At 51.9% G+C, this 15,907-nt stretch carries 14 protein-coding genes; 8 read left to right on the top strand and 6 right to left on the bottom strand.

Annotation, left to right across the window (positions count from 1 at the left end; translation table 11 throughout):
* The first annotated feature begins 360 nt into the window (after window positions 1-360).
* The 4 genes from DHf2319_RS03680 (at window position 361) to DHf2319_RS03665 (ending at window position 4,507) form a co-directional block, all read left to right on the top strand.
* On the top strand, window positions 361-975 hold the full coding sequence (locus tag DHf2319_RS03680) for a nucleotidyltransferase domain-containing protein (RefSeq protein ID WP_243479445.1): 615 nt from the start codon (window positions 361-363) through the stop codon (window positions 973-975).
* On the top strand, window positions 959-1,381 hold the full coding sequence (locus tag DHf2319_RS03675; RefSeq protein ID WP_243479444.1) for a hypothetical protein: 423 nt from the start codon (window positions 959-961) through the stop codon (window positions 1,379-1,381). Before DHf2319_RS03680 ends, DHf2319_RS03675 begins: the two co-directional genes overlap by 17 nt.
* A gap of 677 nt (window positions 1,382-2,058) precedes the next feature.
* Entirely contained in the window at window positions 2,059-2,973 is a 915-nt protein-coding gene (locus DHf2319_RS03670) for an Abi family protein (RefSeq protein WP_243479443.1), read from the top strand.
* Window positions 2,974-3,487: 514 nt separating this feature from the next.
* Window positions 3,488-4,507 carry a Fe(3+) ABC transporter substrate-binding protein gene (locus tag DHf2319_RS03665; RefSeq protein ID WP_369810235.1) on the top strand — a complete coding sequence of 340 codons (1,020 nt, stop codon included), beginning with the start codon at window positions 3,488-3,490 and terminating at the stop codon, window positions 4,505-4,507.
* 93 nt (window positions 4,508-4,600) lie between these two features.
* Here DHf2319_RS03665 and DHf2319_RS03660 read toward each other — a convergent pair whose 3' ends face one another.
* The 4 genes from DHf2319_RS03660 to DHf2319_RS03645 all read right to left on the bottom strand — a co-directional run bounded on the left by DHf2319_RS03660 (window position 4,601) and on the right by DHf2319_RS03645 (window position 8,779).
* Entirely contained in the window at window positions 4,601-6,259 is a 1,659-nt protein-coding gene (locus DHf2319_RS03660) for an ABC transporter permease (RefSeq protein WP_243479441.1), read from the bottom strand.
* Window positions 6,256-7,272 (bottom strand): ABC transporter ATP-binding protein, encoded by a 1,017-nt coding sequence (locus DHf2319_RS03655; protein WP_243479440.1) that lies wholly within the window; start codon window positions 7,270-7,272, stop codon window positions 6,256-6,258. The genes DHf2319_RS03660 and DHf2319_RS03655 overlap by 4 nt, the downstream gene beginning before the upstream one ends.
* A gap of 222 nt (window positions 7,273-7,494) precedes the next feature.
* The gene (locus tag DHf2319_RS03650) at window positions 7,495-8,148 is read right to left on the bottom strand and encodes a peroxiredoxin (protein ID WP_243479439.1); all 654 of its coding nucleotides are present in this window, start codon (window positions 8,146-8,148) and stop codon (window positions 7,495-7,497) included.
* Window positions 8,149-8,293: 145 nt separating this feature from the next.
* On the bottom strand, window positions 8,294-8,779 hold the full coding sequence (locus DHf2319_RS03645; protein ID WP_243479438.1) for an Lrp/AsnC family transcriptional regulator: 486 nt from the start codon (window positions 8,777-8,779) through the stop codon (window positions 8,294-8,296).
* Window positions 8,780-8,908: 129 nt separating this feature from the next.
* Between DHf2319_RS03645 and mdeB the strand changes: the two genes are divergently transcribed.
* Window positions 8,909-11,503, top strand: a complete 2,595-nt coding sequence (gene mdeB / locus DHf2319_RS03640; protein ID WP_243479437.1) for an alpha-ketoglutarate dehydrogenase — start codon at window positions 8,909-8,911, stop codon at window positions 11,501-11,503.
* Window positions 11,504-11,516: 13 nt separating this feature from the next.
* A complete protein-coding gene (locus DHf2319_RS03635) occupies window positions 11,517-12,059 on the top strand; it encodes a PIN domain-containing protein (RefSeq protein ID WP_243479436.1) in 543 nt (180 codons plus the stop codon).
* A 108-nt stretch (window positions 12,060-12,167) separates the two neighbouring features.
* Here DHf2319_RS03635 and pnp read toward each other — a convergent pair whose 3' ends face one another.
* Together pnp and rpsO are read right to left on the bottom strand one after the other, a co-directional pair.
* Complete coding sequence (gene pnp / locus DHf2319_RS03630; protein WP_243479435.1) at window positions 12,168-14,333, bottom strand: polyribonucleotide nucleotidyltransferase; 2,166 nt, start codon at window positions 14,331-14,333, stop codon at window positions 12,168-12,170.
* Window positions 14,334-14,429: 96 nt separating this feature from the next.
* The gene (gene rpsO, locus DHf2319_RS03625; RefSeq protein WP_243479434.1) at window positions 14,430-14,699 is read right to left on the bottom strand and encodes a 30S ribosomal protein S15; all 270 of its coding nucleotides are present in this window, start codon (window positions 14,697-14,699) and stop codon (window positions 14,430-14,432) included.
* Between the two features lie 186 nt (window positions 14,700-14,885).
* Here rpsO and DHf2319_RS03620 point away from each other — a divergent pair, with 186 nt between their 5' ends.
* Both DHf2319_RS03620 and DHf2319_RS03615 read left to right on the top strand, forming a co-directional pair.
* Complete coding sequence (locus DHf2319_RS03620; protein ID WP_243479433.1) at window positions 14,886-15,392, top strand: hypothetical protein; 507 nt, start codon at window positions 14,886-14,888, stop codon at window positions 15,390-15,392.
* 1 nt (window position 15,393) lies between these two features.
* Window positions 15,394-15,894 carry a hypothetical protein gene (locus DHf2319_RS03615; RefSeq protein WP_243479432.1) on the top strand — a complete coding sequence of 167 codons (501 nt, stop codon included), beginning with the start codon at window positions 15,394-15,396 and terminating at the stop codon, window positions 15,892-15,894.
* Window positions 15,895-15,907: the final 13 nt, after the last annotated feature.

Here is a 15,907-nt window from a genome sequence, read left to right as displayed (position 1 = left end):
TTAAAAGATCCTACCAAGCGTCGTTTTGTGAACATCAAGTTGGCTATGTAGTTGCCGTCGAACTCTGACGCAGAGCCAACCTCACACATTCTTTCATCGGTTCATAGTTCATTGCCATGCCCTGGTGGATCGCGCTAATGTAGTTGTGTTTGTTAGCCTCCCAATAGCTGTAATCCAAAGGCTCAAGACCAGCTTGCACAGCCATTACATCTGCCAATAAACGAGAGGGGCGACCGTCACCCTAACGGAAAAGGTGAATAAGCATCAGCTCAACACTCCATTGTGATGAGCAGCCCCAAAACCAAGTGCTTCCTGTCGCCCAATCGTCATAAACCCAATATGGGTATAATAAAACCCAATATGGGTACGAAACTAGCTATTCCCACCCCGCAGAGCCTGTCCGACGCTCTCTTTCCCGGCACCAAACAGCGCGTGCTAGGGATTTTGTATGGGCAGCCTGACCGTAGCTTTTACGCTAGCGAATTAATCAAGCTCGCAAATAGCGGATCTGGTGCGGTGCAGCGCGAACTTGCAACGCTCACCGGCAGCGGGCTCATCTCGATGAAGCAGGTGGGAAACCAAAAGCACTACCAAGCCAATGCGAACTCGCCTATTTTCACTGAACTACGTGCCATTATTCAGAAAACGGTGGGTTTAGCTGACCCACTGCGACAGGCATTGCAAGCAATGTCCAATGAGATTGCAGCGGCTTTTGTATATGGTTCAGTCGCTAAGAAGACCGATACAGCTGACAGCGATATTGACCTGATGGTGATCGCGGATGATCTCAGTTACGGCGCACTCTTCACTGCCTTGGAAGATGCTCGCGCCACCCTCGGACGTCCCGTAAACCCCACAATTTTGTCGCGAGACGAGTTTCACAGCAGGATAGCCAAGCACGAGTCATTCCTGACTCGTGTCATGGATCAACCCAAGATTTGGATTCTAGGAGAAGAGTGTGACCTCAGCGTTTGAGAACCTAACCGGCGCCAATAAGCCGTTGCGGGCCGAGCCGCCTGACCAGCAGGAGTTTGAGGGTTTAATCCGATCGGGACACGCACGGCTACGTGATGCACTCAACGAATCGCTGTCTATCGAGAGCCGCTTCGATCTGGCTTACAACGCTGCGCATGCCTTTTGCCTTGCTGCGCTGCGCTGGCATGGCTATCGCTCCAGCAACCGATATGTGGTCTTTCAGCTGTTACCTCACACGCTTGATCTTGGCCCTGCCATCTGGCGCGTACTTGATAAGTGTCACAATATCCGCAACCTCGGTGAGTATGAAGGTGATTTAAACGTCGACGAGCGAATCGTCACTGATTTGTTGGTTGCCTGCCAGGCGGTTGCTGTACGAGTCGATGCTTTATCGCCTCTGCCATAAACGTCGCGAAATAACCGCAGAGACTGAGCGGTGTTCAGATCTCCCCGCGTGTAAGAAGCGGACTCCAATAAACACTCCTGAAAATTGGCACGTAAGACCAGTTCGACCTGCGTTTCCCGATTTCCCCTGTTGCGCCCTGCTGACACCGAAGTGAAATTTTGCATGGGGAACAAAAAAGTTTCCCCAAACTCGCGCAAAGCCTTTATTCATGCGGCTTTTGAATCCGGTTCCGGGCACCACGGTTTTTGGGAACCTTGAGGCGATAAGCATCAGTGTTGCGATCTTGTGGCAGAAAAGGAGTAATCACCGATAGGTAAGTGCTACGTCTCTGCTCTACAGTTCGTGTAGACAAGCGCACCGAAATCGCAGACTAAACTCGGGTGCAGGTTCGTGCATATTGTGAGCGAGTCGAAACGAAACGGCCGTATTCTCGAGCATGCGAAAGGCGGCGCCATTTGGGACCAGGCGTCCTAAAAAACACCCCGGCAGCCACTAGACCAACTTGAGTCGGTTATTCACTGCAAAAAACAGTAGTGTTGACCACCAAGATACGTACTTAACAGGTACAATTTGACTAACAAAACCCGCCAAGGCTATGCGCGAAAGTGCACCCTCAAACCGGCGGGTTACTTTTTTGGCGCATTGAGTTCACAGAGAGCTAGTAGCGTAGCGCGCAAATGACCAAACCACCATTCAGTAAACCTGCGATCACCCATGCACAACAAGTGGAGTTACTTCGTGAGCGCGGCATGGTGTTCGCCGACTTCGGCACGGCCGAGTTTTACCTTGAACACCTCAATTATTATCGACTTAGCGCCTACTGGCTTCCCTTCGAGGCTGACCACAAAACGCACCGTTTCCAACCTAACACGAGGTTCGAACGGGTTTTAAACCTATACGTATTTGACCGTGAGCTGCGCCTTTTAGTACTTGACGCCATTGAGCGAGTTGAAGTGTCCGTGCGCAGCCACTGGGCTTATCAAATTGCACATCGGCACGGCACACATGCTCACCTCGATGCATCGATAGCTTTCAAGTATCACCTATGGCAACAGAACCTTGATAAGCTGGGTAGCGAAGTTAATCGCTCGGACGAGACCTTCATCAAGCATCTAAAAAATACCTATCAGGAGTCCTTGCCGCCCATATGGGCCGTGTGCGAGGTCATGTCCTTGGGACTGCTCTCGCGCTGGTACAACAACTTGAAACCAATGCCTACTCGACGTGCCATCGCAAATGCCTACGGATTAGATGAGCAGGTGCTAGAGTCATGGCTACGTCATCTTTCACTAGTACGGAACACCTGTGCGCATCACAGCCGACTGTGGAACCGTGAGTTCACTATCACTCCTTTATTGCCACGTAACAAACCGCAGTGCTTATCTAGCCAATTTAATTCGGGCTCTCGCAAACTCTACAACACACTCGTCTTGCTGCTGTATTGCATGGACGCAATCGCACCAGATCACCATTGGCGGACTCGGTTGAAGGAACTGATTGACAGACACGAGATTTCTGTCATAGCCATGGGCTTTCTCGCCAATTGGAAAAGCTTGCACATTTGGCAGGTGCCAGCAGCACACGGTGTTTAGGTCAACATACGCTGATGAACTAGCATGGCATTGGTCATCAGGCGAACTTGCTAAGCTGAACTCAAAGACGACAGCCATGGCTTAGTGGTGGTTGTCCCAACTTTTGAGATCAGTCCGAGTGGTGGCGCAATCAACGGTACAAACTCCGCAACAAAATGGACCCGTTGTTAGAAAGCAAAACACAAGACCAGTTTGACCTGCTTTTCTGGATTGCCCCTGTTGCGCCCTGCTGACACCGTGGTGAAATTTTGCGTGGGGAAAAATTTTTTCCCAAGCTCGCACTCAATGGCCGTGGGAGCCTGAAAGTACCAAACCCAGGCTTTCAAGCCCTTGACAATGCAACCCACAGGCTAATTCTCCGCCGCTGGCCACTGTCTGACTGGTCGCTTAGCTAAAAATCGTATTGCGAATGGGTCGCATTTGCATTTTTACTTCTAATCTGTCAATATTCGTTTATGGAAGTAACTTCCCCGTGCAACCAAGCTCAGTAAAGGACGAAGCAAACGACATGAACATCAAGCATTTCATCAAAACCATCACTGCCATTGCGGTGCTCGGCACCTCGCAAGCCTATGCCGCTGGTGAACTCAACCTCTACTCCTCACGGCACTACGACACCGATGAGCGTCTGTATGCCAACTTTGAAGAACAGACCGGCATCAAAATCAATCGCATCGAGGATGGCGCAGACAAACTGATCGAGCGCATCAAAGCCGAGGGTGCCAACAGCCCAGCCGACATCTTGTTAACGGTCGATGCAGGCCGTCTCTGGCGAGCCGATCAAGCGGGTTTATTTCAGCCCGTTGAATCGGAAGTTCTAATTGAGCGAATCCCAGAGCACCTTCGCCACCCCGACGGTCACTGGTATGGGTTTTCTCAACGAGGCCGGGTGATTTTTTACGACAAAACCAAAGTTGACCCCAAGGATATCCAGACCTATGAGTCACTTGCCGACCCCAAACTCAAAGGCTTAGTGTGCATGCGTTCAGCTGGCAACATTTACTCGCTATCGCTGCTCGCATCGATTATTGACGCTGCCGGTTCTGAAGGCGCACAAAAGTGGGCGCAGGGCGTCTGGGACAACCGAGCCCGTGATCCTCAGGGCGGTGACACCGACCAATTGCGCGCGATTGTGTCTGGCGAATGTGCAATTGCCATTGCTAATACCTACTACTTTGCCCGCGCCTTGCGCACTGCCGTCAAAGGCTTAAGCGAAGCGGATATTAAAAACATTGGTTGGGTATTTCCCAATCAAGCTGACCGCGGTACACACGTCAACATTTCTGGTGCCGGCGTGGTGGCAACTGCCCCCAACCGAGAAAACGCCATCAAGTTTTTGGAGTACCTGGCTAGCAATCAAGCTCAGGAGTACTTCTCGGCTGGCAATGATGAGTACCCGGTGGTGCAAGGGGTTGAATTATCCGAGTCAGTTTCAAAACTTGGCGAGTTCAAAGTCGACAAGGTCAACCTATCGGTCTATGGTGAGAACCAGCGTGAGGCCCAGCAAATCTACGATCGTGTTGGCTTTAAGTAATCAGTCGATGAAATAAACAGAGAGAGCAGACAACTAGATAAAGGGCGCCAATGGCGCCCTTTATTACAACAGTCAATACCTGCAAGCCTGGCACTACAAATGCCGCTCAGGCTTAACGATTCGTCGAGAGCGCATGATTTGGCGGCTCAGTATCATGAGCGGCAACAGCCCCACTGCGACAATCACAAGCGATGGCGTTGCCGCCTGTGTCAGACGCTCGTCCTTGGCTAGGTTATACGCTTGGATCGCTAGTGTGTCGAAATTAAACGGCCGCAAAATCAAAGTAGCTGGCAATTCCTTCATCACATCCACAAACACAATCAATGCTGCGGTCAACAAGCCGCCTGAAATAAGCGGCGCATGAATCTGTCTGACTGTTGCCAATCGGCCTTTACCGAGGGTTCGAGCAGCGGCCTCCATATTGGGGGTAATTTTTCCCAGACTTGCACTAACGGTATTTAGCGACACCGCCATGAACCTGACCATGTACGCCAGAATCAGGGCCGCAAAACTGCCCGTCAGAACCAGGCCAATGCTTTGGCCAAACAAGCCATGACTGATTTGATTAAGGAAATTGTCAGCAAATGCCACTGGATACAAAATACCGATGGCAATCATGGTACCGGGGATCGCATAGCCCATCGATGCGATTTTGTTCACGGCCAAGGTGGCGGGCGAACGCTCAATGCGAGCCACAAACGCCAAGAACAAGGAAACCAGCACAGCCACCAACGCTGCAACGCCAGCCAAGATGGTGCTGTTGGCGATCATGGACAAGTAACGTGGATTGGTCAGATCGTGTCCTGCCGACACATGCATGTAGAGCAGCATGAGCACCGGCAATACAAATCCCCCCGCCAATGGAATCGCACACGCCATAAAAGCACCAAAGGCGCGCACGCCCTTTAGCTCAAAGGATTTGGGGCTCGTAAAGCGAATACGTGACTCGTAATATTTAGCGCGCGCTCGACTGCTGCGCTCAAGTACCAACAAGATGGCCACAAATGCCAACAAAGCACTTGAGAGCTGGGCGGCCGCGACTTTGTCGCCCAGACTCGCCCATGTCCGATAGATGCCAGTCGTAAAAGTCTGTACCCCAAAATGAAACACCGTACCAAAGTCAGCCAGCGTTTCCATCAACGCTAGCGAAACTCCCACGACAATGGCCGGACGGGCCAATGGCAATGCAATTTTTTGAAAGGCGCCCAAAGGGGTTTTGCCGAGCATGCGCGAAGCCTCTAGAGTAGCAACTGACTGCTCTAGGAAGGCTGTTCTGGCCAACAGGTAAACGTAGGGATAAAGCACAAAAATAAACACGGTGATGGCGCCACCGAGCGATCTAATTTGTGGAAACCAATATTCACCAAACCGCAGGCCAGTCATTTCTCGCCACCAAACTTGCACCGGCCCCGAGCTTTGCAATACATCCGTGTAGGCATAGGCCACCACGTAGGCCGGCATCGCCAGCGGCAATATCAATGCCCACTCAAACAACCGGCGACCTGGAAACTGACACATCACCACCAACCAGGCGCAGCCGACGCCAATTAGCCCAACGCCTAAGCCAACGGCAGCGGTCAGATAAAGGCTGTTGACGACATATCTCGGCAATACCGTTTCCACAAGATGAGGCCAATTGCCCTGCCCTTGTTGGAACACGCTCAATACGATGCTGATCAATGGCAACGACAGCGTCAGCCCAATCAAAATCGCGAGCCAGGCGGCCGCACTAGGACGGTATCGCAGCTTCATTTGATGATGAGCAATGGCTGATGGCGGCGTGACTTCGGGCACACACGCTGGCCCCATTGAAGACGATTGGCTTGGGCGGTTGGCACCGACAACTGAATATCAGGCAGGTTAGCGTCTTGCCCCAATAAGTCAACGAGCGTGTGCGAGCCAATGAAATGGCGATGACCGATGACGTAGGGGCCATCTTCAGATGTCAGCTCTAGGTCCTCGGGCCTGACCAACACGCTCACTGAGCCAGTTGGTTGCGGTTTGTTACTGGAGAAATCACCTGCCACCGTGGCAGTCAAGGTACCGTTGCTTTGGCCTGGCAACTCAATCACTTCGCCTAGGAACCGCGCAGTGAACTCATCGACCGGCTGGTTGTAGAGCTCAGCGGGTGTGCCCAACTGCACGATGCGTCCGTCGCGCATGAGCGCAATGCGGTCAGCCATGAACATGGCTTCTTCAGCGTCATGAGTCACAATCACTGCGCTGGTGCCAATTTCCTTCAGTAGCGAGTGCGTGCTCTCGCGTAACTGGATCTTCAAAGCCGTATCAAGCCCCGAAAACGGCTCATCAAGCAATAGCAATTTAGGCTTTCTGGCCAACGCACGAGCCAAGGCAACCCTTTGCTGCTGACCGCCAGACAGTGTGTGCGGCATCGCCTGCGCGAATCGACCCATTTGCACACGATCAAGCAAGGCTCGAACCTCATGGGCTGCATTAGCCTGCCCCTCAATGCCAAAGCCCACGTTCTGGGCGACTGTCAAATGCGGAAACAACGCATAGTCCTGAAACAAATAGCCGATGTGCCGCGACTCGGGTGCTACCTCCACTGTCTGGTCGCAGACGACCTGCCCATCGATCTCGACCGAACCCGAGTCCGGCCGCTCAAGACCAGCCAACACCCGCAACGTTGTCGTCTTGCCGCAACCCGAAGGACCCAACAAACAAATGATCTCCCCAGGTCCAGCGTCTAGATCGAGGTCGTTAATGACTGCAGTGTCACCAAATGACAGGCGAATCGAACGCATTTGAAAGGACAAAGCAGCAAGCTCCTGGGTTGTTTTGCGAGTTGAATGAATATGAATAACTGTATTCTAGTGCAATGCGAATCAATCTTACTCGCTATTTGCAAAACCCCAAGGCTTACTTGGCAAGTCGGTTAAGCCATCTAACCCATCATTGGGCACCAGCAGGTTTAGAGCATAAAAAAAACGGCCCTAGGGCCGTTTTTTATTTGGTAAGCAACCGCATTACTTCGGTGCTTTGGCATAGCGCAGGTAAGGCAGTTTGACATCAATATCGCCAAACTTCTCTTTGGCCTGCTCGTCGGTCAAACTCAAGGCTACGATCACATCCTGACCAGGCTGCCAGTTGGCAGGCGTGGCGATTGGCACACCATCGGTCGCCTGCACAGCATCAAGCGCACGCAGGATTTCCGCAAAGTTGCGACCTACCGACATCGGGTAGATCATCATCAAACGGATTTTCTTGTCCGGGCCAATGATAAACACCGTGCGCACCGTCGCACTGTCTGCAGGCGTGCGACCGTCAGGCAAATAAGCATCTGCTGGCAGCATGTCATATAGCTTGGAGACTTGCAGGTCACGGTCATCAATGATCGGGAAGTTAGCTGGCGCACCGGCCACAGCCTCAATATCCTTGATCCACTTCTTGTGCTCTTCAACACTGTCAACTGACACGCCCATGACCTTGGTGTTGCGCTTTTCGAACTCGGGGGCCAATTGGGCTACTGCCCCAAACTCGGTAGTGCAAACCGGCGTGAAATCTTTGGGGTGCGAGAACAAGATGGCGTAGCTGTCGCCAACCCACTCATGAAACTTCAACTGACCGGCGGTGGAATCGGTCGTGAAATCCGGGGCGACATCATTAATTCTGAGAGACATTTGAACTACTCCTACATGTTGTAACTAGACCGATGCAGATTAGCACTGGCCGTGCGAGTGCCGGGTTAACCTGGATCAATAGAACCTATTTATTTTATAAATAAATATAATATATTTTTTCTATTGATTGGGATGTGATCAACGGCTATCGGCTAACTTTGCTCGCTATAGCTGGCAGGGGAAGTGCCGTCTTATAACGCACCTGTTTAAGCGCAAAACCTGAACGAATTTTTTCAATGCCAGGGATTGGCGTTAATTGCTCAAGGATAAATTTCTCGAGCGCAGCAATATTGGAAACGGCCACCCGAATTAGGTAATCACTGTCGCCGGTCATGAGATAACACTCCATGACCTCATCGTGCTCACTAATGCGCTGCTCAAACTCCGCCAAGGCCTCTTTGCTTTGAGTTTTAAGACTGATGCTGATAAATACGTTTAGATCCAGACCAAGCGCAGTGGGGCTGGCAATGGCTACGTAACGATTAATGACGCCACTGGCTTCAAGTGCCCTGACCCGATTTAAACAGGATGAAGGACTTAAGTGCACACGCCTGGCCAACTCGACGTTGGCCAGGCTGCCGTCTTCTTGCAACTGTTGCAAAATTTTTAGGTCGATGCCATCGATCTTCATTTTATTTGTAAAAAAATATTATTTAACGAATTTTATTTTTAATTTATCAGAAAAACACTTTGAAAAAGAACCAAATTCGGTATCAGACTATCTAGAATGTTTCTACTGCAATAACTAACCATTATCGAGATGAATGCCCCAATTGATCCCCGATTGACCGAGTGGTTTGTGCGTGGCGCTGACATCGATCCAACCGAAACAGCTGAATGGAAAGACGCATTTGAAGCGGTAATTGCGACCTCTGGTCCAGAAAGGGCCAAGTTTCTGTTGCAAGAACTGGCCCGAATAGCTCAGGCTAAACGCCTTCACTGGCAGCCCGCACTTTGCACCCCGTATGTCAACACCATCGATGTCAATGACCAACCATCATTTCCCGGTGACCTGGCGATTGAAGAGCGGCTAGCCTCGATCATGCGCTGGAATGCGTTAGCCATGGTGGTTCGAGCTAATCAGGCTTATGGTGAACTTGGGGGGCACATTGCCAGTTACGCCAGTGGCGCAGACCTGTTCGAAACAGGCTTTAACCACTTCTTTCATGCGCGCGCGGGTTTAGGCCGAGGTCAGCATCGTGGCGATTTAGTGTTTTTTCAGCCGCACAGCGCCCCCGGTGTCTACGCCCGTGCGTTTCTTGAAGGTCGCTTGTCAGAAGCAGATCTGATGCACTTCAGACAGGAGATCACCGCACCAGCGAAAGGTGCGCGCGGCCTGTGCAGCTATCCACACCCGATGCTCATGCCAGACTTCTGGCAGTTTCCAACCGGCTCCATGGGCATTGGCCCGATCACATCGATTTACCAGGCGCGCTTTATGCGTTACCTGTCCCATCGTGGTCTGCTCGATTGCTCAGGACGAAAGGTGTGGGGAATCTTTGGGGATGGCGAAATGGACGAGCCCGAGTCCATGAGTGCCTTGACCCTCGCAGCCCGCGAAGGCTTGGACAATCTGGTCTGGGTCGTGAACTGCAATTTGCAGCGCCTCGATGGTCCCGTGCGCGGTAATGGCCGCATTATTGATGAGCTTGAGCGTCTGTTCAAGGGTGCTGGATGGAACGTAATTAAGCTGGTTTGGGGCAGCGACTGGGACGGCTTGTTTGCACGCGACACAGAAAGCGCTCTGATAGAAGCCTTTGCCAACACCGTGGACGGTCAGATGCAAACATTTGCCGCCAAAGACGGTCACTACAACCGTGAACATTTCTTTGGTCAGAACCCAAAATTAGCCAAGCTTGCCCAAGGCATGACTGACGAGCAGATCGACAGGCTTAAGCGCGGCGGCCACGACATCGTCAAAATCTATGCTGCTTATGCCGCAGCTGTCGCCTATGAGGGCCAACCCACTGTCATTCTTGCCCAAACCAAAAAAGGCTATGGCATGGGTGCAGCCGGCCAAGGCAAGATGACAACCCATAGCCAGAAAAAACTCGAACGCGATGACTTGATTGCGTTTCGCAACCACTTCAACCTGCCTCTATCAGACGAAGATGCAGCATCGTTGACATTCTATAAGCCAGCATCGGACAGCGCCGAGATGCAGTACCTGCACAAACAGCGAGCAGCACTCGGCGGCTATCTACCCAAGCGCGACACCACTTGTGAGCCGGTGCCGGCGCCTGACATGACTGGCTGGGGTAACTTTGCGATAGTCGCAGACAACAAGGAAATGAGCACCACCATGGCATTTGTGCGCATGCTGGGTAATCTGCTTAAAGACAAATCACTTGGCCCCAGAATTGTACCGATTGTGGCTGATGAGGCCAGAACATTTGGCATGGCCAACTTGTTTAAACAAGTCGGCATTTACTCATCAGTGGGACAACGCTATTTGCCAGAGGATATTGGCTCTATCCTGAGTTACCACGAAGCCAAGGAAGGTCAAATCCTGGAGGAAGGTATTTCGGAAGCGGGTGCTATCGCAAGCTGGACAGCTGCAGCCACGAGCTACAGCGTGCATGGTCTGGCGACCTTACCCTTTTACATCTACTACTCCATGTTTGGCTTTCAAAGAGTCGGTGACCAAATCTGGGCGGCCGCTGATCAAAACCCTCGCGGATTCCTGATCGGTGCCACATCAGGACGCACCACACTCGGCGGTGAAGGCCTACAGCATCAAGACGGTACCAGTCATCTAATAGCTGCCACGATTCCCAATTGCAAAGCCTATGATCCTGCCTTTGCAGGCGAGCTTGCCATTATCATTGATCAAGGCATGTGCGAGATGATTCAACAACAACGTGATGTCTTTTATTACATCACCACCATGAACGAGAACTACGCTCAACCCACCATCGACACTTCGAAACGCCAAAGCATTCTCAAAGGTGGCTATCGATTCAAGCAAATTGGCTCAGACAAATCAACAAAGCACAAAGTCATCAACTTGATGGCCTCTGGCGCCATTCTGACCGAGGCCATCAAGGCAGCTGATGAGCTAGCCATGCAAGGCTATCTGGTCAACGTTCACAGCGTGACAAGTTGGAGTGAGCTGTGCCGAGATCAAACTGGCTGGGTCGCGCAGATGTTAGGCGATAATGATGGCCCGGTCATTGCCGCTAGTGATTATGTGCGTGCAGTGCCAGAGTCGATTCGTCAACACATGCCTGCCAATAGAACTTACGTCACGCTAGGCACCGATGGCTTTGGCCGCAGTGACACCCGGGCCGCGCTTCGTGAGTTCTTTGGGGTAAACGCCAAACATATCGTCAATGCCGCCCTATCTTGTTCTTGATGCTTGTGTGCTAATGTCCGGGGTCTTACGACCCTGGCTGCTCGAACTGGCCCAACAGGGCATGTTTGAACCGATCTGGTCCGACCGTATCGGCCATGAGTGGCGGCGCAATGCCGCTAGAATCTGGGATATCGATCCCGAATTGCTTGCGCGCGAATGGCACGACATGCAAACCCGGTTCACAGCGGCAAACGTATCTCGGTGGTCCGATATACCCATGGACTTGCCCGTCTTGAAATACAGTGATGACAAAGACTGGCACGTGATTCAGGCAGCGTGGCTTGCCAGACAGGCAAACCCAACAAAGCCCACTGGCATTGTGACCATCAACATCAAGGACTTTAGCCGCAGCGAATTGAGACGCTTAGGGCTAGACCTGTGGGAACCAGACCGGTTACTTAGCAAATGGTGGGAAGCCAAACCTGACATCCTGACCGAGAGCCTGATTCAAGTCATCAACGACTTAGTTGTCACTAATCGCAGACATCCCGCTCCAATCGGTGATTTCTTGAGACGTGAACGGCTGTTTCGATTGAACAAGCTAGTGGGATATTGAATAACACCGTGAGTCGGTGATGGGTGCAGTAAGCCCAAGCCTAAGACTTAATCCTCCTAAAACAAACGCCCCTTACAGGGGCGTTTGTTTTTATAAGCTCGATCCGGATCAAGCTTCCGGTTCAGCTGGAGTTTCAGCCGGCTTTGGTTGAGCCAACTCTGGACGCTGCTCTTCAATGCCACCAATAGCCTTGACTGACAAGCGCAAACGCCCTTTGTCATCGGCTTCGATAACTTTCACGCGCAATGTCTCACCGACCTTCAACACGTCATTGATATTAGCGATGCGGTAGTTAGCAATCTCGGAGATATGCAGCAAACCATCACGGCCTGGCAAGACCTGAACGATTGCACCGAAATCAAGCAAACGCAGCACACTACCCTCGTAGACCTGACCGACTTCAACATCAGCGGTCAACTCGGATATACGACGCTCAGCTTCCTTGGCTTTGTCCAGATCAGCACTCGAAATCACAATGGTGCCATCTTCGGAAATGTCTATCTGACATCCGGTCTCTTCGGTCAGCGCGCGAATCGTAGCACCGCCCTTGCCGATCACATCACGAATCTTCTCGGGATTGATCTTCATGCTGAGCATGCGTGGTGCAAAGGCCGAAAGCTCTTGGCGCGACCCATCGATAGCAGCTCGCATCTTGCCCAGGATATGCAAGCGGCCTTCCTGGGCCTGCGCCAAAGCGACTTGCATGATTTCTTTGGTGATGCCTTGGATTTTGATGTCCATTTGCAAAGCTGTAATGCCCGCTTCGGTACCAGCAACTTTAAAGTCCATATCACCAAGGTGATCTTCATCACCCAGAATATCTGTCAATACAGCGAACTTGTCATTCTCGAGGATCAGACCCATCGCGACACCCGCCACATGAGCCTTGAGCGGCACACCGGCATCCATCATCGCCAAGGCGCCACCACAGACCGATGCCATGGACGAGGAGCCGTTGGACTCGGTGATTTCAGAGACCAGTCGGATGGTGTATTGGAAATCTGAATGCTCAGGTAACAAGGGTACAAGGGAGCGCTTGGCTAGACGACCGTGACCAATCTCACGGCGTTTGGGCGCACCAAACCTGCCAGCCTCACCCGTAGCAAATGGCGGCATGTTGTAGTGCATCAGAAATCTATCGCGGTACTCGCCTGTGATGGCATCAATGACCTGCTCATCTTGCTTGGTGCCCAAGGTCGCAACAACGAGAGCCTGTGTCTCACCGCGGGTGAACAAAGCGCTGCCGTGGGCTCGCGGCAATACACCCAAACGGATTTCGATAGGGCGCACCGTACGGGTGTCGCGACCATCGATTCGCGGCTCACCGTTCAAAATCTGTTGACGCACGATCGACGACTCAAGGTCGTGCAAAATGTTCTCGACCGCAACGCTATCTGGCTCAGCTTGACCACTGGCTTGCGCCTGTTCGGCCAGCTTTGCTTTTACATCAGCGTACACTTCGCGAACCTGAGTAGTACGTTGCTGCTTTTGACGAACCTGATAGGCAGCGCTTAGCGGCTCTTTGGCCAACGCAGTCACGGCGCCGATCAGCGCCTCGTCTTTCGCGGCTGGCTGCCAATCCCACTCTGGTTTACCGCCTTGACGAACCAACTCGTTGATTGCGTTGATCGCCGCCTGCATCTGCTCGTGACCGAACACAACAGCGCCGAGCATGACATCTTCAGGAAGCTCTTGGGCTTCCGATTCCACCATCAATACGGCAGACTGGGTACCCGCCACCACCAAATCAAGCTTGGAGGCCTTTAATTGAGTTGCAGTTGGATTCAACAGGTACTGGCCATCAACGTAACCAACACGCGCAGCACCTATGGGGCCGTTAAAGGGAATACCAGAAATGGCCAAAGCGGCAGATGCACCGATCATGCCAGCAATGTCAGGGTCAATCTCGGGGTTGACCGACAGCACATGGATAATGACCTGCACTTCGTTGTAGAAACCTTCGGGGAATAGCGGTCGCAACGGCCGGTCAATGAGACGCGAGGTCAGCGTCTCTTTCTCGGACATACGACCTTCACGCTTAAAAAAACCGCCAGGGATCTTGCCGGCGGCGTAGGTTTTTTCAACGTAGTCTACGGTCAGTGGAAAAAAATCTTGACCGGGCTTGGCATTTTTATTGCCAACCACAGTGGCTAGCACCACGGTATCTTCGATTGACACCACCACGGCACCTGATGCCTGCCGTGCGATTTCACCAGTCTCCAGCGTCACGGTGTGTTGACCGTACTGGAAAGTTTGAGTCACTTTATTGAACATTGCGATACATTCCTTGCAAATGAAAAACCGTGAACGTTGCAGCGAAATGCCACAACGATCACGGTCAATCTTGGGATTTCATCCCACGAATAACAATCACTTGCGCAGACCGAGCTTTTCAATCAAAGCACGATAGGCATCGGGGTTACGCCCCTTCAGGTAGTCGAGCAACTTACGACGACGACTCACCATGCGCAACAGTCCACGGCGGGAGTGATGGTCTTTCATGTGGGTTTTGAAGTGCCCGGTCAGCTCGTTGATACGGGCTGTCAGCAAAGCAACCTGAACCTCTGGGGAACCGGTATCACCTTGGGCACGCTGGAATTCGGAAACGATTTCCGCTTTATTAATATCAGCTACAGACATAACTTCCTCTTCGAACAGGCGCGTAAGCCGAGGTGCCTACGCGTGAGTTAACAATTAAAAGACTTTTCTAAGCAATACCTATGATCTACAAAAGAATGCAAAATAATTTGTAAAACAACCGCTTAGCCCGTAAATTATAGCTTACTTTGCGTTTGACCAATATCCACTCCAAACTGGAACCAAGCCATGCCCCGCATCCCTTACCTTCCTATTTCAACCGCAGTCGCAGCACTCACGCTTGCTGGCTGCGCCTCAGTGGCTGACCTCAAGCCAGGCACCCCATATAACGAGGCGCTCAAACTCTACGGAAAACCTTCCGTGACTTGCTCTGAGCCAAACGGCACACACCGCGTCGTATGGACCCAACAGCCCTCGGGAGAGTTTGCCTGGGCAGTTGTATTCGATAAAAACGAAAACGCAATTTCTGTGACACAGGTGCTGACCAAAGAGTCATTCAATGTCCTGAATCAGGGTCAATGGAATACTCAATCCATCCGCTGCCAATTTGGTCAACCAGCCATGGTGCGCACCTTCGCAGACAGGCCGAATCATATGGTTTGGGAGTATCGTTTCTACGGTCAGAGCGAGGAATATGACATGTTGTTCGTGACATTCGACCGCAGCACTAACCAAATGGTTGGCTACACCACCGGTCCAGACCCCGAGTACAACCTTTTATTGTTGGGTAGATAGCATGCACAGGTTAGTCGCTCTGCTATTGCCTTTGTCCGCGCTGGTTGGTTGTGCCAACATTGCCGAAGTAGCGCCGGGTACTCCTTACGCGGATGTCACTGCCAAATTCGGCAAGCCCACTACCTTTTGTGACCTCGCAGATGGCTCAAACCGAGCCATTTGGACATCTCAACCGTTCGGTGAACAGGCATGGGCTGCAGTCGTCACAACAGACGGGATTGTGCAGTCCATGCAACCTGTATTGAAAGACAAATCGTTTGAAAGACTCAGTCAAGGCACTTGGACGCCAGAGCGCGTACGCTGCGCCTTTGGCCCGCCAGCCGATGTCGATGAAGTTGGTCTGCCCGGTGTCAGAAAAGTCGTCTGGTCGTATCGATATCGTCAATACGATGTCTGGTACTCAATGATGTACGTATTTTTTGATCCAGCAACACAGATAGTCGTCAATCACTATCCTGGGCCAGACCCCATGTATATGTATGGCGATATTTGGTTTTTCTAGCCGAGTCGGAAAG

Origin of the sequence: Orrella daihaiensis, from assembly GCF_022811525.1 — a bacterium.
GTDB lineage: Bacteria > Pseudomonadota > Gammaproteobacteria > Burkholderiales > Burkholderiaceae_B > Algicoccus > Algicoccus daihaiensis.
The sequence above is the reverse complement of the archived record's forward strand: the minus strand, read 5'-3'. Positions and strand labels throughout refer to the sequence as shown.